Source organism: Nonomuraea sp. NPDC049421 (assembly GCF_040677005.1).
Taxonomy (GTDB): domain Bacteria; phylum Actinomycetota; class Actinomycetes; order Streptosporangiales; family Streptosporangiaceae; genus Nonomuraea; species Nonomuraea salmonea.
The window spans coordinates 510,033-529,499 of record NZ_JBFAQA010000001.1; the positions used below are offsets into that span (position 1 = coordinate 510,033).

The window sequence follows — 19,467 nt, forward strand, 5'->3', positions numbered from 1 at the left end:
CCGGGAAATTACCTGATCAGGGAGATCGCGCCGCAGGGAGGGGCCTCGTGTTGTGGCTGGTAGCCCCTGGTACTGTGTGTCCCGACCAACACCCTTTTAAGACCCGTCCCGTGAGGCGGGAAAGGTGGTGAGCTTCGCCATGTCCGCAGAACCCGATACCAGGGAGCCTGCCCAGAAGGACTCCCGGGCGGTTCTCGAAGCCCCCGACATCCACCGGGCGCTGACCCGGATCGCCCACGAGATCCTCGAACGCACCAAAGGCGGCGGCGACGTCGTCCTGCTCGGCATCCCCACCCGCGGCGCCACGCTGGCGCGCCGGCTCGGCGAGCGCATCGAGCAGTTCGAGGGACTGAAGATCCCCGTCGGCTCGATCGACATCACGATGTACCGCGACGACCTGCGCCGCGGCCCCGTGCGCCCGCTCGGCCACACCGAGGTCCCCGCCGACGGCATCGACGGCAAGGTCGTCGTGCTCGTGGACGACGTCCTCTACTCCGGCCGCACCGTGCGTGCCGCGCTCGACGCGCTCAACGACATCGGCCGCCCCACGGCCGTGCAGCTCGCCACGCTGGTCGACCGCGGCCACCGCGAGCTGCCCATCCGCGCCGACTACGTCGGCAAGAACCTGCCCACCGCCAAGAGCGAGAAGGTGAAGGTCTACCTGCAGGAGACCGACGGCCGCGACGCCGTCCTGCTCATGAAGGAGGGCGCCCGGTGAAGCGGCACCTCATCTCCGCAGGCGACCTGGCCAAGGACGACGCGCTGCTCATCCTCGACACCGCCGAGGAGCTGGCGAGCGTCTCGGAACGTTCCATCAAGAAGCTGCCCACGCTGCGCGGGCGCACGGTCGTCAACCTGTTCTTCGAGGACTCCACCCGCACCAGGATCTCCTTCGAGGCGGCCGCCAAGCGGCTGTCGGCCGACGTGATCAACTTCTCGGCCAAGGGCTCCAGCGTGTCCAAGGGCGAGTCGCTCAAGGACACCGCGCTCACCCTGGAGGCCATGGGCGCCGACGCGGTCGTCATCCGCCACAGCGCCTCCGGCGCGCCGCACCGCCTGGCCAACTGGGTGCACGGCAGCGTCGTCAACGCCGGCGACGGCACCCACGAGCACCCCACCCAGGCGCTGCTCGACGCCTTCTCCATGCGCCGCCGCCTCGGCAACCTCGAGGGCCGCAAGGTCACCATCGTCGGCGACGTGCTGCACAGCAGGGTCGCCCGCTCCAACGTGCTGCTGCTCGACACCCTCGGCGCCGAGGTCACCCTCGTCGCCCCGCCCACGCTGCTGCCCGTCTCGGTCGGCAGCTGGCCGTGCGAGGTCTCCTACGACCTCGACGCGGTGCTGCCCAAGTCCGACGTGGTGATGATGCTGCGGGTGCAGAAGGAGCGGATGAACGCCGCGTACTTCCCGAGCGAGCGCGAATACTCCCGCCGCTACGGCCTCGACCGCGACCGCTTCGCCAAGATGCCGGACGACGCGATCGTCATGCACCCGGGCCCGATGAACCGGGGCATGGAGATCGCCGCCGAGGTGGCCGACTCGGCGCGCTCCACGATCGTCGAACAGGTCGCCAACGGCGTGACCATCCGCATGGCCGTCCTGTACCTGCTGCTCGGGGGAGAGACCGCATGATCATCAGAAACGTCAGGATCCTGGGCGGCGAGCCCGTGGACCTCCGCGTCGCCGACGGCGTGATCGCGGAGATCGGCACCGGGCTCCAAGGTGACGAGGCCGTCGACGGCGCCGGCGCCGTCGCGCTGCCCGGGCTCGTCGACCTGCACACCCACCTGCGCGAGCCGGGCCGCGAGGACGCCGAGACCGTCCAGACCGGCACCCAGTCGGCCGCCCGCGGCGGCTACACCGCCGTGCACGCCATGGCCAACACCTCGCCGGTCGCCGACACCGCGGGCGTGGTCGAGCAGGTGTGGCGGCTCGGCCGCGAGTTCGGCCACTGCGACGTGCACCCCGTCGGCGCCGTCACCGTCGGCCTGGAGGGCAGGCAGCTCGCCGAGCTGGGCGCGATGGCCGACTCCGCCGCCCGTGTGCGCGTCTTCTCCGACGACGGCCGCTGCGTGGACGACGCCGTGCTCATGCGCCGTGCCCTCGAATACGTCAAGGCGTTCGACGGCGTCGTCGCCCAGCACGCTCAGGAGCCCAGGCTGACCGCCGGCGCCCAGATGAACGAGGGCGTCGTCTCCGGCCGGCTCGGCCTGACCGGCTGGCCCGCCGTGGCGGAAGAGGCGATCATCGCCCGCGACTGCCTGCTGGCCGCCCACGTCGGCTCCCGGCTGCACGTCTGCCACGTCTCCACCGCCGGCTCCGTCGAGATCCTGCGCTGGGCCAAGTCCAAGGGCTGGAACGTCACCGCCGAGGTCACCCCCCACCACCTGCTGCTCACCGACGACCTCGTGGAGGAGTCGCCGGTCGGCGCCTACAACCCCATCTACAAGGTCAACCCGCCGCTGCGCACCCGCGCCGACGTCGAGGCGCTGCGCGCCGCGCTGGCCGACGGCACGATCGACATCGTGGCCACCGACCACGCGCCGCACCCGGTCGAGGACAAGGAGACCGAGTGGAGCGCGGCGGCCATGGGCATGGTCGGCCTGGAGACCGCGCTCAGCGTCGTGCAGGCCGCCATGGTGGACACGGGGCTGCTCGACTGGGCGGCCGTCGCCGAGCGCATGTCCGTCGTGCCCGCCCGCATCGGCCGCCTCGCCGGTCAGGGCAGGCCGCTCGCCGTGGGCGAGCCGGCCAACATCACGCTGTACGACCCGTCCGTACGCACCGAGGTCGACCCGTCCGCCTTCGCGTCCAAGAGCCGGAACACCCCCTACGAGGGGATGACGCTGCCCGGCCGGGTAGTGGCCACGTTCCTGCGCGGCAGGCCGACCGTACTCGAAGGGAAGCTGGTTTGAACACAGCGGTGCTCGTCCTGGAAGACGGCCGCGTCTTCCACGGATCTCCGTACGGCGCCGAAGGCGAGACGTTCGGTGAGATGGTCTTCAACACCGGCATGACCGGCTACCAGGAGACCCTGACCGACCCGTCCTACCATCGGCAGATCGTCGCCATGACGGCGCCCCACATCGGCAACACCGGCATCAACGACGAGGACCCCGAGTCGGGCCGCGTCTGGGTGGCCGGCTACGTCGTGCGCGAGCCGTCCAGGGTCGTCTCCAGCTGGCGGGCCACCCGCTCGCTCGACGACTACCTCAAGGAACAGGGCGTGGTCGGGATCGCGATCTCCGGCACCCGCGCGCTCACCCGCCACCTGCGCGAGCGCGGCGCCATGCGGGCCGGCATCTTCAGCGCGCCCGGCGCGCCGGTCGAGGAGCTGGTCGAGCGGGTCAGGCAGTCGCCCGGCATGGAGGGCGCCGACCTGGCGCGCGAGGTCGCCACCGGTGAGACGTACGTCGTGCCGGCCTTCGGCGCCAAGCGCTTCACGGTCGCGGCCGTCGACCTCGGCATCAAGGGCATGACCCCGCAGCGCATGGCCGAGCGCGGCTGCGAGGTGCACGTGCTGCCGGCCGACGCCACGTTCGAGCAGATCATGGCGGTGCGCCCCGACGGCGTGTTCTTCTCCAACGGCCCAGGCGACCCCGCAACGGCCGACGTCACCGCGCTGCGCGAGGTGCTGGAGGCCAGGGTGCCGTTCTTCGGCATCTGCTTCGGCAACCAGCTGTTCGGGCGGGCGCTCGGGCTCCCGACGTACAAGCTGCGTTACGGACACCGCGGTGTCAACCAGCCGGTCCAGGACGTGCGCACCGGCAAGGTGGAGATCTCCGCCCACAACCACGGGTTCGCGGTCGAGGCGCCGCTCGACGGGCCGTTCGAGACCCCGTTCGGGCCGGCCGAGGTCACCCACGTCAACCTCAACGACCGCTGCGTGGAGGGGCTGCGCCTCATCGACGGGCGCGCCTTCAGCGTCCAATACCACCCCGAGGCCGCCGCGGGCCCGCACGACGCTGCCTATCTTTTCGACGAATTCTGCGAGGTCATGAGCCGTGCCCAAGCGTGAGGACATCAGGTCGGTCCTGGTGATCGGCTCTGGGCCGATCGTGATCGGCCAGGCGTGCGAGTTCGACTACTCAGGCACCCAGGCGTGCCGGGTACTGCGGGCCGAGGGGTTCCGCGTCATCCTGGTCAACAGCAACCCGGCGACGATCATGACGGACCCGGAGTTCGCCGACGCCACGTACGTCGAGCCGATCACCCCCGAGTTCGTCGAGAAGATCATCGCCAAGGAGCGGCCCGACGCGCTGCTGCCCACGCTGGGCGGCCAGACCGCGCTCAACACGGCCGTGGCGCTGCACGAGTCGGGCGTGCTGGAGAAGTACGAGGTCGAGCTGATCGGCGCCGACTTCGACGCCATCCAGGCCGGCGAGAACCGCGAGCGGTTCAAGGAGATCGTCGCCAAGGTCGCCCGCGAGTACGGCCTCAACGCCGAGTCGGCCAGGTCGGCCATCTGCCACACCATGGACGAGTGCCTGGCCGCGGCCGGCGAGCTGGGCTACCCCGTCGTCGTGCGGCCCTCGTTCACGATGGGCGGCGCCGGCTCCGGCTTCGCCTACGACGAGGACGACCTGCGGCGCATCGCCGGCGCCGGGCTCGACGCGTCCCCGACCACCGAGGTGCTCCTGGAGGAGTCGATCCTCGGCTGGAAGGAGTACGAGCTGGAGGTCATGCGCGACAAGGCCGACAACGTCGTCATCGTCTGCTCCATCGAGAACATCGACCCGATGGGCGTCCACACCGGCGACAGCGTCACGGTCGCGCCCGCGCTGACCCTGACCGACCGCGAATACCAGAACATGCGCGACGTCGCCATCGCGGTCATCCGCGAGGTCGGCGTCGACACCGGCGGCTGCAACATCCAGTTCGCGGTCGATCCGCGCACAGGCCGCATGATCGTCATCGAGATGAACCCGCGGGTGTCGCGCTCGTCGGCGCTGGCCTCCAAGGCCACCGGCTTCCCGATCGCCAAGATCGCCGCCAAGCTGGCCATCGGCTACACGCTCGACGAGATCCCCAACGACATCACCAAGGAGACCCCGGCCTCCTTCGAGCCGACGCTCGACTACATCGTGGTGAAGGTGCCGCGCTTCGCGTTCGAGAAGTTCCGCGGCGCCGACCCGACGCTCACCACGCACATGAAGTCGGTCGGCGAGGCCATGGCCATCGGCCGCTCCTTCCCCGAGGCGCTGCAGAAGGCGCTGCGCTCGCTGGAGAAGAAGGACTCCTCCTTCACCTGGGCCGGCGACGTGGCGGCCAAGGACGAGCTGCTGGCCGCCTGCCGCACGCCCCACGACGGCCGCCTGCGCACGATGCAGCAGGCCATCAGGGCCGGCGCCACGCCCGATGAGCTGTACGAGGCCACCAGCGTCGACCCCTGGTTCATCGACCAGCTCTTCCTGCTGCACGAGGAGTCGGAGGCCGTCGCCCAGGCGCCCGAGCTGACCGCCGAGGTGCTCGAGCGGGCCAAGCGCCACGGGTTCAGCGACCTGCAGATCGGCGAGATCCGCGGCATCGACGAGGCCAGGGTCCGCGACCTGCGCCACGCGCTCGGGCTGCGGCCGGTCTACAACACCGTCGACACCTGCGCCGCCGAGTTCGCCGCCAAGACGCCCTACCTCTACTCGACCTACGACGAGGAGAACGAGGTCCCCTACGGCGAGCGCCGCAAGGTGATCATCCTCGGCTCCGGGCCGAACCGCATCGGCCAGGGCATCGAGTTCGACTACGCGTGCGTGCACGCCTCGTTCGAGCTGTCCAAGGCCGGGTTCGAGACCGTCATGGTCAACTGCAACCCCGAGACCGTCTCGACCGACTACGACACCTCCGACCGGCTCTACTTCGAGCCGCTCACCCTGGAGGACGTCCTGGAGGTCGTCCACGCCGAGCAGCAGACCGGCCCGGTCGCGGGTGTCATCGTGCAGCTCGGCGGGCAGACGCCGCTCGGCCTGGCCCAGGCGCTCAAGGACGCCGGCGTGCCGGTCGTCGGCACCTCACCCGAGTCGATCCACCTGGCGGAGGAGCGCGGCGCGTTCGGGCGGGTGCTGGCCGAGGCCGGGCTGCCCGCGCCGAAGCACGGCACCGCGCTGACCGTCGCCGAGGCGCGCGAGATCGCCGGCGAGATCGGCTACCCCGTGCTCGTGCGGCCCTCCTACGTGCTCGGCGGGGCCGGCATGGCCATCGTGTACGACGAGGAGACGCTCACCGGCTACATGGCGGCCCAGGAGCAGCCCGAGGGGGCCGGTCACCCGGTGCTCATCGACAAGTTCCTGGACGAGGCCATCGAGATCGACGTGGACGCGCTCTACGACGGCGAGGAGCTGTTCCTCGGCGGCGTCATGGAGCACATCGAGGAGGCCGGCATCCACTCCGGCGACTCGGCGTGCGCGCTGCCGCCCATCACGCTGGGCAGCGCCGACATCATCGCCATCAGGGAGGCCACCAGGGCCATCGCCCAGGGGGTCGGCGTGCGCGGGCTGCTCAACGTCCAGTACGCCATGTCGGCCGGCGTCCTGTACGTCCTGGAGGCCAACCCGCGCGCCAGCCGTACGGTGCCGTTCGTGTCCAAGGCCACCGCCACGCCGCTGGCCAAGGCGGCGGCCCGGGTGATGCTCGGCGCGTCGATCGCCGAGCTGCGCGCCGAGGGCATGCTGCCCGCCACGGGCGACGGCGGCACGCTGCCGCTCGACTCCTCGATCGCGGTCAAGGAGGCGGTGCTGCCGTTCAACCGGTTCAGGGGCGTGGACATCGTCCTCGGTCCCGAGATGCGCTCGACCGGCGAGGTCATGGGCATCGACGAGTTCTTCGGCATCGCCTTCGCCAAGTCGCAGGCCGGGGCCTACGGGCAGCTTCCGACCAAGGGACGCGCGTTCGTATCCGTGGCCAACAGGGACAAGCGTGCGATGATCTTCCCTGTGAAGGCGCTGGCGGATCTCGGATTCGAGATCCTCGCCACCGAGGGGACCGCCGAGGTGCTGCGCCGCAACGGCGTCCATGCCAAGATCGTGCGAAAGCACAGCGAGGGAGCGGGTCCCGGAGGTGAGCCCACGAGTGTGCAGGCCATTCTCGACGGCGAGGTCGATCTGATCGTCAACACGCCCTTCGGCAGCCCGGGGCAGTCGGGGCCGCGGCTCGACGGCTATGAGATCCGCACGGCCGCCGTGCTGCGCGGCATCCCGTGCATCACCACGGTGTCGGGGCTGGCCGCCGCGGCGGCGGGCATCCAGGCGATCGTACGCGGCGATGTGGGCGTACGGTCCCTGCAGGAGCACGCGCAGGCAATCAGGGGCTGACCCCGCCACGGGAGGTGAAGACGGCTGGCCGGTACACCGGTGCAGGTGACGGGCACGGTGCTGACGACGCGCCGGGTCGACGCCTACCATGCGCTGACGGTGGTGGCGCCCGGCATCGCCGAGCGTTACCGCCCCGGCCACTTCGTCTCCGTGGCGGTCGGCGGGGCGTACACCTCGATGGTGACGCGCCGCGCGCTGTCCATCCACGACGTGAAGTCCGACTACGGCGGCACGGTCGAGCTGGTCTTCACCACGCGCGGTCCCGGCACGGCCTGGCTCGCGGAGCGGCGCGCCCGTGACACGCTCGACCTGGTCGGGCCGCTCGGGCGGCCGTTCCCGCTGCCCCGCGACCCGGTCCACTGCGTGCTGGTCGGCGCCGAATACGGCTCGGCCGTGCTGTTCCCGCTGGCCGACGCGCTGCTGGCGCGCGGCTGCCGGGTCGACTTCGTGCTGGGGGGAGCGGGGGCCGAGCGGGTGTTCGGGGCGATGCGGGCCCGCAGGATGGCCGAGACGACCACGCTGACCACCGAGGACGGCTCGCTCGGGCTGCGCGGCAAGGTGACCGACGCGCTGCCGTCGGTGATCGCCGACACGCGGGCCGACGTCGTCTACGCCTGCGCGCCCATGGAGACGCTGCGGGCGGTGACGGCGGTGGCGATGGAGTTCGACATCCCGGTGCAGGTGGCCGTCGAGGAGGCGATGGCCTGCGGCATCGGGGTGTGCATGACGTGCGTGCTGCCCGTCATCGGCGACGACGGCTCGACCAGGATGGTCAGGGCGTGCGCCGAGGGGCCGGTGTTCCGGGGGGAGCGGGTGCGCTTCGAGGACGTGGGAACGATCCCGTTCGACGCGCTGGGCGCCCCCGGGGGCGGTGCACGACATGTCAGTTGATATGCGGACTTTTCTGGCGCACGTCGAGCTGGCGAACCCCATCACCACGGCCGCCGGCTGCGCCTCCTCCGGACGCGAGCTGGCGCAGTTCTTCGACCTGCACCGGCTCGGCGCCCTGACCACCCGCTCCATCACCATGGCGCCCCGCGCGGGCCGTCCCACGCCGCGCATGGCCGAGACGCCCTCCGGCATGCTCAACGCCGTCGGGCTGCAGGGCCCCGGCATCGACGCGTTCCTCGAACGCGAGCTGCCCTGGCTGGCCCAGCGCGGCATCAAGACCATCGTCTCCATCGGCGGCGGCACCGTCGCCGAATACTCCGAGCTGGCCCGCAGGCTCGCCGACGCGCCCGGGGTGACCGCGCTGGAGGTCAACCTCTCCTGCCCCAACATGGAGGACCGCGGGCGCGTCTTCGCCCGCGAGGGCAGCGCCGCCGCCGAGGTCATCGCCTCCGTACGCTCGATCATGCGCTACGACGTGCCCGTCGTCGCCAAGCTCGCCCCCGACGTGGCCGACATCGTCTCCGTCGCCCGCGCCTGCGTGGACGCAGGGGCCGACGCGCTGTCCATGATCAACAACCCGCTGGGCATGGCCATCGACACCGAGGCCCTGCGTCCCTCGCTCGCCGCCGTCACCGGCGGGCTGTCCGGCCCGGCCATCCTGCCGCTGGCCGTACGGTGCGTCTGGCAGGTCCACGCGGCGCTGCCCGGCGTGCCGCTGATCGGCATCGGCGGCGTGATGACCGGCAGGGACGCCTTCCAGCTGGTCCTGGCGGGCGCCTGCGTCGTCGGAGTGGGCACGGCGCTCTTCCACGACCCCTACGCCTGCCTGCGCATCGAACGCGAGCTTGAGGACCTCCTGAGGGCTCGCGGCTTCCAGCGGCTGGCCGACGCCGTCGGCCTGGCCCACCGCCCGCCGGGGAGCGCACCCCGGCACCTGTTGGTAGACACCGAGGAGAGCACGCCTTGACTCCCGAGCGCCTGGAGAGCACGTCTTGACGCCCTTGACCCCCGCACCCATCGCCGTCGCTCTCGACGCACCCGACCTGGAGACCGCCGCGCGGTGGGCCGCCCTGGTCACCCCCCACGTCAGCACCGTCAAGGTGGGCCTCGAGCTCTACCTGCGCTACGGGCCCGACGTCATCGCCTCCGTGCGCGGCGCCAGCGGCGTACGCGTCTTCCTCGACCTCAAGCTGCACGACATCCCCAACACCGTCGCCGGTGCCGCCAAGGCCGTGGGGCGGCTGCGGCCCTCGATCCTCACCGTGCACGCCGCCGGCGGGCCCGCGATGATCAGGGCGGCCGTCGAGTGCGCGCCGCACACCCAGATCGCCGCCGTCACCGTGCTCACCTCGCTGACCGAGGCCGATCTCGAGCGCATCGGGATCGCCGGTCCGGCCGACGACGCCGTACGCCGGTTGGCAGCGCTGTCGGTCGAGGCGGGCGCCACCGCGCTGGTGTGCTCGCCCAACGAGGTCGCGAGCGTACGCGCCGAGGTCGGCGACGGCATCACGCTCATCACGCCCGGCGTGCGGCCCACGGGCGCCGACACCCAGGACCAGAAGCGCGTGGCCACCCCGGAGCAGGCGCTCGCCGACGGCGCGGACCTGCTCGTGATCGGCCGGCCCATCACGGGCTCGCCCGACCCGGGAGCGGCGGCCGCCGCGATCGCCGCCTCGCTGCGCCGCGCGTCCTGACGCCGCGCGTCCTGACGCGCGTCGTCAGGCCGGGCGCCGCTCGCTGACGCGGCGTCGCCGCACAGGGGGCATGGTGACGGCCTGTGAGCACAGGGCGCCGAGGGCGCGGGAGTGCCCCGCTGACAAGATCATAAGGCATCCGTGCGAGCCGCGCGCAAGATCGCCGGAATGGTTTCGGCCCAGGTGTGGCAGGGGTTTCGGACATCGGAGGGTGGCTCGGACTTGATCACCGTTGCGTTTCGCGACACCGGCGCGAGCCGACGCGTGTAGGCGGATGTGAGGGCGATTTGATCAGCGCAAGGTGATTTTACGATCACGGACAGTGATGAAGTGGATTTTGTCGCGAGAGAAACCGCTCTTGACGTTGCTTAGGGGGCGATGACCAGCTAGTTTCCCTTCCCGTCCGAGTACATCGACAGAAATTCGAGGTGACCCGGCGTGGCTCTTCCTCCCCTGACCCCTGAGCAGCGCGCCGCAGCCCTGGAGAAGGCTGCCAAGGCCCGTAAAGAGCGTGCCGAGGTCAAGAACCGGCTCAAGCATGGCGCGGTTTCTCTGGCTGAGGTGCTCAAGGATGGGCAGACCGACGACGTCATCGGCAAGATGAAGGTCTCGGCTTTGTTGGAATCGCTCCCCGGCGTGGGCAAGGTCCGCGCCAAGCAGCTCATGGAGCGGCTTGCCATCGCCGAGTCCCGCCGCGTGCGGGGTCTCGGCGCGAACCAGAGGGCCTCCCTCGAGCGCGAGTTCGGTGGCAACGAGAGCTAATCTCTGTTCCACACGGAAACGCGGGTTCAACGGGGGGTAGGAAGTGACCGAGAGGTCCTGGTCCGGCGATGTCAGTGCCCACGAGGCGGTCGGGCCAGGAGCGGAGGTCGGTTTCCTGCCCTTGAGCGAGCGGCGGCTGACGGTCCTTTCAGGGCCGTCGGGCGTCGGCAAGTCCACGGTAGTCGCCGAGCTCCGGCGGGCACACCCCAAGGTGTGGCTGTCGGTCTCGGTGACCACCAGGAGGCCCCGGCCCGGCGAGGTGCACGGGGTCCACTACTTCTTCGTCGACGGCGCCGAGTTCGACCGGCTGGTCGAGGCGGGCGAGCTGCTGGAGTGGGCGGAGTTCGCCGGCAACCGCTACGGCACCCCACGCGAGCCGGTGCTGAAGAAGCTCGCCGAGGGCGTGCCCACCCTGCTCGAGATCGACCTCGAAGGCGCCAGGCAGGTGCGCAGGAGCATGCCGGAGGCGCTGCTGGTCTTCCTGGCCCCGCCCTCGTGGGAGGAGCTGGAGAAGCGGCTGCGCGGGCGCGGCACCGAGCCTGAAGAGGTCATCGCCCGGCGGCTGGAGGCCGGGCGCATCGAGATGGCCGCCGAGGACGAGTTCGACCTCACGCTCGTCAACACGAACGTCCAAGACGTGTGCCATCGGCTGATAGCCTTGATGACTGACCCTCAGGGGGTCACGACAACCACCAACCGAGAGGTCTGACAATCGTGGCAGGCACCACCCCGGCCGCGGAGGGCATCACCAACCCGCCGATCGACGCGCTGCTCGACATCGTCGACAGCAAATACTCCCTGGTGATCATGGGCGCCAAGCGCGCTCGCCAGATCAACGCCTACTACTCCCAGCTCGGCGAGGGCCTGCTGGAATACGTGGGCCCCCTGGTCGAGACGCACGCCCAGGAAAAGCCGCTGTCCATCGCGCTGCGTGAGGTCTCCGAGGGCCTGCTCAACGCCGAGCCCATCGAAGGCGCGGTCTGACCCCTTCGATGAAGGTCGTCCTGGGCGTCAGCGGCGGCATCGCCGCTTACAAGGCGTGTGAGCTGCTGCGCCTGTTCACCGAGTCGGGGCACGAGGTGCGGGTCGTGCCGACCCGCGAGGCGCTGAAGTTCGTGGGCGCGCCCACCTGGGCCGCCCTGTCGGGCAACCCGGTCTCGGCCGAGGTGTGGGACGACGTCCACGAGGTGCCCCACGTACGCATCGGCAAGGGCGCCGACCTCGTCGTGGTCGCGCCCGCCACCGCCGACGTGCTCGCCAAGGCCGCCCACGGGCTGGCCGGCGACCTCCTCACCAACACGCTGCTGACGGCCACCTGCCCGGTCGTGTTCGCGCCCGCGATGCACACCGAGATGTGGCAGCACCCCGCCACCCGCGCCAACGTCGCCACGTTGCGCTCGCGGGGCGCCGTCGTGATCGACCCTGCCTCCGGGCGGCTCACCGGTGCCGACACCGGTCCCGGGCGGTTGCCCGACCCCGGCGAGATCTTCCAGGTCTGCCTGCGGGTCGCCAAGGGGCGGCCGCTCGACCTCGCAGGGCGCAAGGTCGTCGTCTCCGCCGGCGGCACCCGCGAGGCCATCGACCCGGTCCGCTACATCGGCAACCGCTCGTCGGGGCTGCAGGGCTACGCGCTGGCCCGCACCGCCGTCGCTCGGGGGGCCGAGGTGACGCTCGTGGCGGCCAACGTCTCGCTGCCCGACCCCGCGGGGGCCGTCGTCGTACGCGTGGAGTCGGCGGCCGAGCTGCGCGACGCGGTGCTTTCCGCGTCCGCCGACGCCGACGTGGTCGTGATGGCCGCCGCGGTCGCCGACTTCCGGCCCGCCGCGCGCCACGACACCAAGATCAAGAAAACGGACGGCGAACCCGAGGCCATCCACCTCGTCAAGAACCCCGACATCCTCGCGGAGCTGGGCGACCGCCGCCGCCATACCAGGTCAGGCCCGCCCACCGCATCCGGGACGCCCGCTGAGGGCGGCTCGTCTGTCGCGTCCGGGACGCCTGCTGAGGGCGGTTCTTCTGCCGCGTCCTGGGCGCCCTCTGAAGGCGGGTCGCCTGTTGAGGCGACGGCTGGGGGTGGCTCTTCTGCCGCGGCCAGGACGTCTGCCGTGGCCGGGACGTCGGCCGGGGGCGAGTCGCCTCATGCGGCCGGGGTGTCGGCTGACAGCGGCTCGACCGCTTCCGCAGGGTCACCTGCTTCTGGCGGGTCGCCTTCTTCGTCCGCTTCGGCTGAGGTGGCGGCTCCGGGGGCGGAGGCCGTGGTCGGCTCACGTGGCGGGGCTTCCTCGGGGACCGATGGAGCTGATGGCGGGGCGGCCGGTGGGGGTGCGGCGCGTGAAGCGGTGCGGCCCTCGGATGGCGCGCCCTCTGAGCTGGCTGAGCTGGTCAGGGGCGACACGCCCGGGATCGGCGCGGGCCAGGAAAAAGCGGCAGGTCATGGTGCCGGGCCGCAGGTGATCGTCGGATTCGCCGCCGAGACGCACGACGTGCTCGCCAACGGGCAGGCCAAACTGGCCCGCAAGGGCTGCGATCTGCTGGTCGTCAACCAGGTCGGCGAGGGGCTGGCCTTCGGCACGGCCGACAACGCGGCCACGGTGCTGGTGGCCGGCGGAGAGCCGGTCGAAGTGCCGTTCGGCCCCAAGGAAGACCTCGCCGACACCGTCTGGGACCTGGTCGCCACCCGCCTCTCCTGACGCCTGCGGGCTGGCGGTCGCCTCCGGCCTCTCCTGCCCTTTACGGGTCGGCGGTCGCCCCGGCCCCTCCTGAACCCACCGGCCCTCGCCCTTCCGGGGCCGGTGATCGCCCTCTTGCCTCTGCTGCACCGCCCGCGGCCGCTGGGCCGGGTGTGGGCCTGGCCTGCTCTCGCTGACTTGACTGCCCGCCGCCCGCCCTCGCTGACTTGACTGCCCGCCGCCCGCCCTCGCTGACTTGACTGCCCGCCGCCCGCCCTCGCTGACTTGACTGCCCGCCGCCCGCCCTCGCTTCTGTGGCGGTGGGTGGTCGCCTTCCGCCTTTCCCCGACCACTCTGGCGCGCCCTCGGCCTCCTGGGTCTGGGGGGACCGGCGAGGCTATGGAGACGGGGAATGGGATGTCGGGGTTGTAGGGCGTACAAAGTGTGCAGATCCCACTACTCGATCACCTGTTGCAACACCCCCGCACGCCTGCGGATACTTGGGGCGAAGGGGGATGGAATGCCGGTGGGTTCCGCTGTTAGAGATCGTTGTAGGACGCTGCTGGGTGACCAAGGGGAGATTCATTACCTCTTTCCCGCCTTCTCCTCGGGGCCGGCGGGGACGGGGAACTTTCTGATCGTGGTCACGCGTGCGGCCATCTCCGTGCTGGCGACGAGGACGCTGAGGACCGACCGTCCCGTGTCGGTGTTCGCGGAGTTTCCGCGGCACACGAGGCTCGGCCCCATCCTGCCGGGCAACGCTCTCGAGCTTGGCTCGATGGTGTTCGAGTTTGATGAGGAGTACGCGGCGGTGATCTCGGCTGCGGACGCGGAGATCTTCGCGCCGGAGACGCTGCCGCCCGACCCTTTACCCGAACTGTGATGGGAGACAGATCGTGGACGGTTTCGCCGCAGGGCACCAGGTAGGGCTAGACTTCGGCGAGGCCCGGCCATGCCCATTGGTCCCGGGCCTCAAATCCGTCAGCAGCCGCTGCATGAGGAGCCACTGAGTTGTCACGTCGCCTGTTCACCTCCGAGTCGGTCACCGAGGGCCACCCGGACAAGATCGCCGACCAGATCAGTGACGCGATTCTCGACGCCATGCTCAAAGACGACCCCAAGAGCCGGGTCGCGGTCGAGACGATGATCACTACCGGCCAGGTCCACGTCGCAGGCGAGGTCACGACTGAGACCTACGTCGACATCCCCGGCGTCATCCGGGAGAAGATCCTGGAGATCGGCTACGACGCCTCCCACAAGGGCTTCGACGGCGCCTCGTGCGGCGTGTCGGTGTCCATCGGCGCGCAGTCGCCCGACATCGCCCAGGGTGTCGACGACGCCTACGAGCACCGGGTGGTCGGTGACGGCGACGAGCTGGACCGCCAGGGCGCCGGTGACCAGGGCCTCATGTTCGGTTTCGCCTGCCGCGAGACGCCCGAGCTGATGCCGCTGCCGATCACGCTGGCCCACCGGCTGGCCCAGCGCCTGTCCGAGGTGCGCAAGTCGGGCACGGTGCCCTACCTGCGCCCCGACGGCAAGACGCAGGTCACGATCGAGTACGACGGCGACACGCCGGTCCGCCTCGACACCGTGGTCGTCTCCACGCAGCACGCGGCCGAGATCGACCTCAAGGAGATGCTGACCCCCGACATCAAGGAGCACGTGGTCGACCCCGTGCTCGCCGACCTCGAGCTCGACACCGAGGGCTACCGCCTGCTGGTCAACCCGACCGGCCGCTTCGAGATCGGCGGCCCGATGGGCGACGCCGGGCTCACCGGCCGGAAGATCATCATCGACACCTACGGCGGCATGGCCCGTCACGGTGGCGGTGCGTTCTCCGGCAAGGACCCGTCCAAGGTCGACCGTTCCGCCGCCTACGCCATGCGGTGGGTGGCCAAGAACGTCGTGGCCGCCGGCCTGGCCGACCGGTGCGAGGTGCAGGTGGCGTACGCGATCGGCAAGGCTCAGCCGGTCGGTCTGTTCGTCGAGTGCTTCGGCACCGAGAAGCTGGCGGTGGAGAAGATCCAGGAGGCCGTGCTGCAGGTCTTCGACCTGCGTCCTGCCGCGATCATCCGCGACCTCGACCTGCTGCGCCCGATCTACTCCGAGACCGCCGCCTACGGGCACTTCGGCCGCGAGGGCTTCTCCTGGGAGTCCACCGACCGCGCCGAGGCCCTGAGGACCGCCGCCGGTCTCTGACCCCTCACCGGCCGGCCGTCACGCCGCCGGCCGTTCGCTGCGAGCCGATCGGTGCCGCCCGCCTCTCTCAGGGACGCGGGCGGCACCGCTCGGTGTTTTTCGTGCCGCCGGACAGCGAGGCGGCCCGCGCACGCCCGGCACACGTCGTCATGGCGAAGTCCCCGCGTGCGTCTCGGGTGTGCCGGACGGGCCGGCGTTCCGGTGGGGTGGTCATGGCCGGGGGTCTGGTAGACGTTGTTCGTGACCGACTCCTCCGACGACGCCCTCCTGCCGCTCGAAGCCGTGCGGCCCCCGGCGTCCGAGAAGGACACCAGGGGAGCGGTGCTCCCCGCCCCCGACAACCCCGTGGCCAGGGTGGTCGTCGACAGCCCGCTGCCGCACCTCGACCGGCCCTTCGACTACCTTGTCCCGGCCAAGCTGCACGAGACGGCCGAGCCCGGCGTGCGCGTGCGGGTGCGCTTCGCGGGCAAGCTCATCGACGGTTTCCTCCTCGACCGTGTCCCCAAAAGCGACCACGAGGGCCGGCTCACCCCCCTCGAACGCGTCGTGTCACCCGAGCGCGTCCTCACCCCCGAGATCGCCGGCCTGGCCAGGGCCGTGGCCGACCGTTACGCGGGCACCCTGACCGACGTGCTGCGCCTGGCCGTCCCGCCCCGGCACGCCAGGGCGGAAGGCGAGGAGCCCAAGACCGTCCCGCCGCAGGAGCGCCCGCAGGCGCCCGCCCCGAGCGCCTGGGACGCGTACCCGGCAGGTCCCTCCTTCCTCGCCGCCCTGCGTGACGGCCGCGCACCGCGGGCCGTGTGGTCGGCGCTGCCCGGCGCCACCGGCTGGGCGGACCCGATCGCCGAAGCCGTGCGGGCCACCCTCGACGGCGGCAGGGGAGCGGTCGTCGTGGTCCCCGACGGCAAGGACGTCGCGCTGGCCGACGCCGCGTTCCTGCGCCTGCTCGGCCCCGGCGCCCACGTGGCGCTCACCGCGGACCTCGGCCCCGCCGAGCGTTACCGGCGGTGGCTGCGGCTGCTCAGAGGCGAGGTACGCGCGGTGGTGGGCACCAGGGCCGCCATGTTCGCGCCGGTCGCCGAGCTGGGCCTGGTGGCCGTCTGGGACGACGGCGACGACCTGCACGCCGAGCGGCTTGCCCCCTACCCGCACGCCCGCGAGGTGCTCGGGCTGCGCGCCCACCGGGCGAGCGCGGGCATGCTGATCGGCGGCTACGCGCGTACCGCCGAGGCCACCCAGCTCGTCGCGAGCGGCTGGGCCAGGCCGATCGTGGCGGCCCGTACGACGATCAGGAGCCTCGCCCCGCGCGTACGCCCGGCGGGCGAGGACGCCGAGCTGGCCAAAGACCAGGCCGCCCGGCAGGCCCGGCTGCCCAGCATCGCCTGGCGGGCCCTGCGCCACGGCCTGGACAGCGGCCCCGTGCTGGTTCAGGTGCCGAGGCGCGGCTACCTGCCCGCGCTGGCCTGCCGCCACTGCCGTGCCCCGGCCCGCTGCGTCCTGCCGCCTACCAGGAGCACCCAGGACGTCCCGCCGCACGGGCAGGGCACGTTCCCGGCGCAGCAGGCCGCGCCGCCGCTCGGCACCACCATGCAGGAGACCGCTCGGCAGGCGGGTGAGGCGGTCGCGGGGCCGCGGTGCCACGGGCCGCTCGCGCTGCGCGGCGGGCACGCGGCGCCCTACTGCCGCTGGTGCGGCCGGGTCGACGCCGACTGGCGCTGCCCGTCCTGCGGCAGCCCCAGGCTGCGCGCGGTGGTCACCGGCGCCAGGCGGACCGCGGAGGAGCTGGGCAGGGCGTTCCCCTCCGTGCAGGTGCGCACGTCGGGCAGGGACGGCGTGCTGGCCACGGTGCCCGCCGCCCGCGCCCTGGTCGTCGCCACCCCCGGGGCGGAACCGGTGGCGGAGGGCGGCTACACGGCCGCGGTGCTGCTGGACGGCTGGGCCCTGCTCGGGCGGGCCGACCTGCGGGCGGGGGAGGAGACCGTACGCCGCTGGATGAACGCCGCCGCGCTGCTGCGTCCCGGGGCCGAGCTGGTGGTGCTGGGCGACGCGGCGCTGCCGGCCGTACAGGCGCTGCTGCGCTGGGACCCGGTCACCCACGCCGAGCGCGAACTGGCCGACCGGGCCGAGCTGGGGTTCCCGCCGGCGGTACGGATGGCCACGCTCACCGGCCCGGCCAGCGCGGTCAGGCAGATGATCGACGAGGCCCGCCTGCCGTCCGACGCCCAGGTGCTCGGCCCCGTACCGGTCGATGACGACGGACAGGAACGCGCCATGATCAGGGTGCCCAGGGCGGGCGGCGCGGCGCTGTCGGCGGCGCTCAAGGGCGCCAGCGGCGTACGCGCGGCGCGCAAGACGCCGGATGTCGTGAGGGTGAGTGTCGACCCCCTCGACCTGATTTAGCCCGTTTCCCCGATTCGCTCATCCGTTGGCCAGCCGTTAGCGTGCCCCTGTGTCGATCGAATGGGTGAACCAGGTCATCGACGACCTGCGTGCTTGGGGGCGCACGCGGGACGTCGAAGTGGACGCGGACGAGGTCCGCCTGCTCTGCGACTACGCCAGCGACTACCTCAACGTCAACGAACTTCGCGACTTCACTCCCGAGACCTTCGACGAGCTGCTGCTGTCCATCTATCCCCGCAAGGTCATCGCTCCGCCCGAGAGCGCGCCCGAGACCGTCGCCGCCGCCCGCACGCTCGTCGACTACCTCAGCGAGGCCGGCCAGGTGAGCGCCGAGACGGCGGCGGCCATGCGTTCCAGGCTCGACGACATCGAGCCCCGCATGCCGGAGGCGCTCGCCGACCCGGCGAACTTCGGCATGGCCAAGAGCCTGTTCAGCTCCATCGGCCCAGAGTCGCTCGAACAGTCGATCGCCATCCCGTCCGGCGAGCTGCCCGACCTCGGCGAGGCGCCCTGCGACTGCCCGGCCTGCACGCCGCTGCCCGCCGTCCGCCTCGCCGAGCCCGAGGAGCTGCGGGCCGCGCTGCCCGCCGTCCCCATGCTGGCCGAGCAGCCGCTGACCGGCGACGGCGACCCGCTGGCCGTGTGGGCCCGGCGCGTCGCCGACCTGCTCGACCACGACACCGGCGGCGCCGTCACCGGCTCTCCCGAGCTCGACGAGGGCCTCTACGATCTGTTCGACATGCTCTACCGGCTGCAGACCCGGGTGCCCGTCACGGTGATCGGCGACTACCTCGACGAGATCGCCGGCGACCGCGCGATCGACCTGCCCGCCGTGCTCGGCCGGCTGGAGTGGACGGGCCTGCTGCGCGTCACCGGCGACACCGCCGAGCTGACCCCGGTGGCCGTCTGGGCGCTGCGCGAGCACTACCTGTCGGTCGGCGTCGAGGCGCCCGAGGCTCCCGACCTGGCCGAGGCCGACGCGCTCGGGCTCATCGAAGGGCTGCTCGAAGGCGTGCCCACCGAGCTGGCCGAGGCCGACATCGACCGCTGGCTGGCGGGGCGGGTGCCGGTCGAGGCCGCCGGCGAGCTGCTGGCCGCCGCTTCCGGAGCGCCCGCCGTGGCGCGCGGCATCGCCATCACCATCGTCGACCGGCTCGGCCCCGAGGCCGAGCCCGCCGTCCGCGGCTACCTGGAGGACCAGGAGCTGCGCCCGCACGCCATCCATTGGCTGGCGGCCCGTAAGCTGTCCGCGCCGCCCCTCACCCAGGACGAGCTGCTGTGGGTCAGCATCGACATGCTGGCCCTCGCCATGCCCGCCGCCGAGGCCGATCCGGAGATCTTCGCCGAGAACATGGCCGCCTCGGGCCCGCCCGCCCATCTGATCGAGGAGATGTGGCGGGTCGACCACCCCGACGTGGTCGAAGTGCTGGAGCTGCTCGGACGCTCCATCCCCGACGGCACGGTCGCCAAGGCCGCGCGCAAGGCGGCGTTCAAGGCCCGGTCCCGAGCCATCCGTTGAGTACGCTCATGTGACCGGTGTGCAGTAAG

16 protein-coding genes are annotated in these 19,467 nt (G+C 71.8%); all 16 read left to right on the forward strand.

All coding sequences use genetic code 11. From position 1 onward, the window contains the following. The first annotated feature begins 139 nt into the window (after positions 1-139). The 16 genes from pyrR (at position 140) to AB0K18_RS02445 (ending at position 19,438) form a co-directional block, all read left to right on the forward strand. Complete coding sequence (gene pyrR, locus AB0K18_RS02370) at positions 140-718, forward strand: bifunctional pyr operon transcriptional regulator/uracil phosphoribosyltransferase PyrR (RefSeq protein WP_364908660.1); 579 nt, start codon at positions 140-142, stop codon at positions 716-718. Further along, positions 715-1,632 (forward strand): aspartate carbamoyltransferase catalytic subunit, encoded by a 918-nt coding sequence (locus AB0K18_RS02375; protein ID WP_364365914.1) that lies wholly within the window; start codon positions 715-717, stop codon positions 1,630-1,632. The genes pyrR and AB0K18_RS02375 overlap by 4 nt, the downstream gene beginning before the upstream one ends. Further along, positions 1,629-2,915 carry a dihydroorotase gene (locus tag AB0K18_RS02380; RefSeq protein WP_364908664.1) on the forward strand — a complete coding sequence of 429 codons (1,287 nt, stop codon included), beginning with the start codon at positions 1,629-1,631 and terminating at the stop codon, positions 2,913-2,915. The genes AB0K18_RS02375 and AB0K18_RS02380 overlap by 4 nt, the downstream gene beginning before the upstream one ends. Continuing rightward, positions 2,912-4,018: a glutamine-hydrolyzing carbamoyl-phosphate synthase small subunit gene (gene carA / locus AB0K18_RS02385; protein WP_364908666.1), complete on the forward strand. Its 1,107-nt coding sequence runs from the start codon at positions 2,912-2,914 to the stop codon at positions 4,016-4,018. Before AB0K18_RS02380 ends, carA begins: the two co-directional genes overlap by 4 nt. After that, complete coding sequence (gene carB, locus AB0K18_RS02390) at positions 4,005-7,304, forward strand: carbamoyl-phosphate synthase large subunit (RefSeq protein ID WP_364908669.1); 3,300 nt, start codon at positions 4,005-4,007, stop codon at positions 7,302-7,304. The genes carA and carB overlap by 14 nt, the downstream gene beginning before the upstream one ends. Positions 7,305-7,343: 39 nt before the next feature. After that, positions 7,344-8,195 carry a dihydroorotate dehydrogenase electron transfer subunit gene (locus AB0K18_RS02395; protein WP_364365924.1) on the forward strand — a complete coding sequence of 284 codons (852 nt, stop codon included), beginning with the start codon at positions 7,344-7,346 and terminating at the stop codon, positions 8,193-8,195. After that, positions 8,185-9,162, forward strand: a complete 978-nt coding sequence (locus AB0K18_RS02400; protein ID WP_355420560.1) for a dihydroorotate dehydrogenase — start codon at positions 8,185-8,187, stop codon at positions 9,160-9,162. The genes AB0K18_RS02395 and AB0K18_RS02400 overlap by 11 nt, the downstream gene beginning before the upstream one ends. 34 nt (positions 9,163-9,196) lie before the next feature. After that, positions 9,197-9,889 carry an orotidine-5'-phosphate decarboxylase gene (pyrF, locus tag AB0K18_RS02405; RefSeq protein WP_364909170.1) on the forward strand — a complete coding sequence of 231 codons (693 nt, stop codon included), beginning with the start codon at positions 9,197-9,199 and terminating at the stop codon, positions 9,887-9,889. 438 nt (positions 9,890-10,327) lie between these two features. Beyond that, a complete protein-coding gene (mihF, locus tag AB0K18_RS02410) occupies positions 10,328-10,651 on the forward strand; it encodes an integration host factor, actinobacterial type (protein ID WP_020541698.1) in 324 nt (107 codons plus the stop codon). 115 nt (positions 10,652-10,766) lie between these two features. After that, positions 10,767-11,360 carry a guanylate kinase gene (gene gmk, locus AB0K18_RS02415; RefSeq protein ID WP_364909172.1) on the forward strand — a complete coding sequence of 198 codons (594 nt, stop codon included), beginning with the start codon at positions 10,767-10,769 and terminating at the stop codon, positions 11,358-11,360. A 5-nt stretch (positions 11,361-11,365) separates the two neighbouring features. Continuing rightward, positions 11,366-11,635, forward strand: coding sequence for a DNA-directed RNA polymerase subunit omega (gene rpoZ, locus AB0K18_RS02420; protein WP_043638590.1), 270 nt, complete (start codon positions 11,366-11,368; stop codon positions 11,633-11,635). An 8-nt stretch (positions 11,636-11,643) separates the two neighbouring features. Continuing rightward, on the forward strand, positions 11,644-13,341 hold the full coding sequence (gene coaBC, locus AB0K18_RS02425) for a bifunctional phosphopantothenoylcysteine decarboxylase/phosphopantothenate--cysteine ligase CoaBC (RefSeq protein WP_364908673.1): 1,698 nt from the start codon (positions 11,644-11,646) through the stop codon (positions 13,339-13,341). Positions 13,342-13,840: 499 nt separating this feature from the next. After that, entirely contained in the window at positions 13,841-14,203 is a 363-nt protein-coding gene (locus AB0K18_RS02430; RefSeq protein ID WP_364564142.1) for a hypothetical protein, read from the forward strand. 128 nt (positions 14,204-14,331) lie between these two features. Next, entirely contained in the window at positions 14,332-15,519 is a 1,188-nt protein-coding gene (metK, locus tag AB0K18_RS02435) for a methionine adenosyltransferase (protein WP_345401234.1), read from the forward strand. Positions 15,520-15,759: 240 nt separating this feature from the next. Next, a complete protein-coding gene (locus AB0K18_RS02440; protein ID WP_364908677.1) occupies positions 15,760-17,919 on the forward strand; it encodes a primosomal protein N' in 2,160 nt (719 codons plus the stop codon). A 49-nt stretch (positions 17,920-17,968) separates the two neighbouring features. After that, the gene (locus AB0K18_RS02445; protein WP_364908680.1) at positions 17,969-19,438 is read left to right on the forward strand and encodes a hypothetical protein; all 1,470 of its coding nucleotides are present in this window, start codon (positions 17,969-17,971) and stop codon (positions 19,436-19,438) included. Positions 19,439-19,467: the final 29 nt, after the last annotated feature.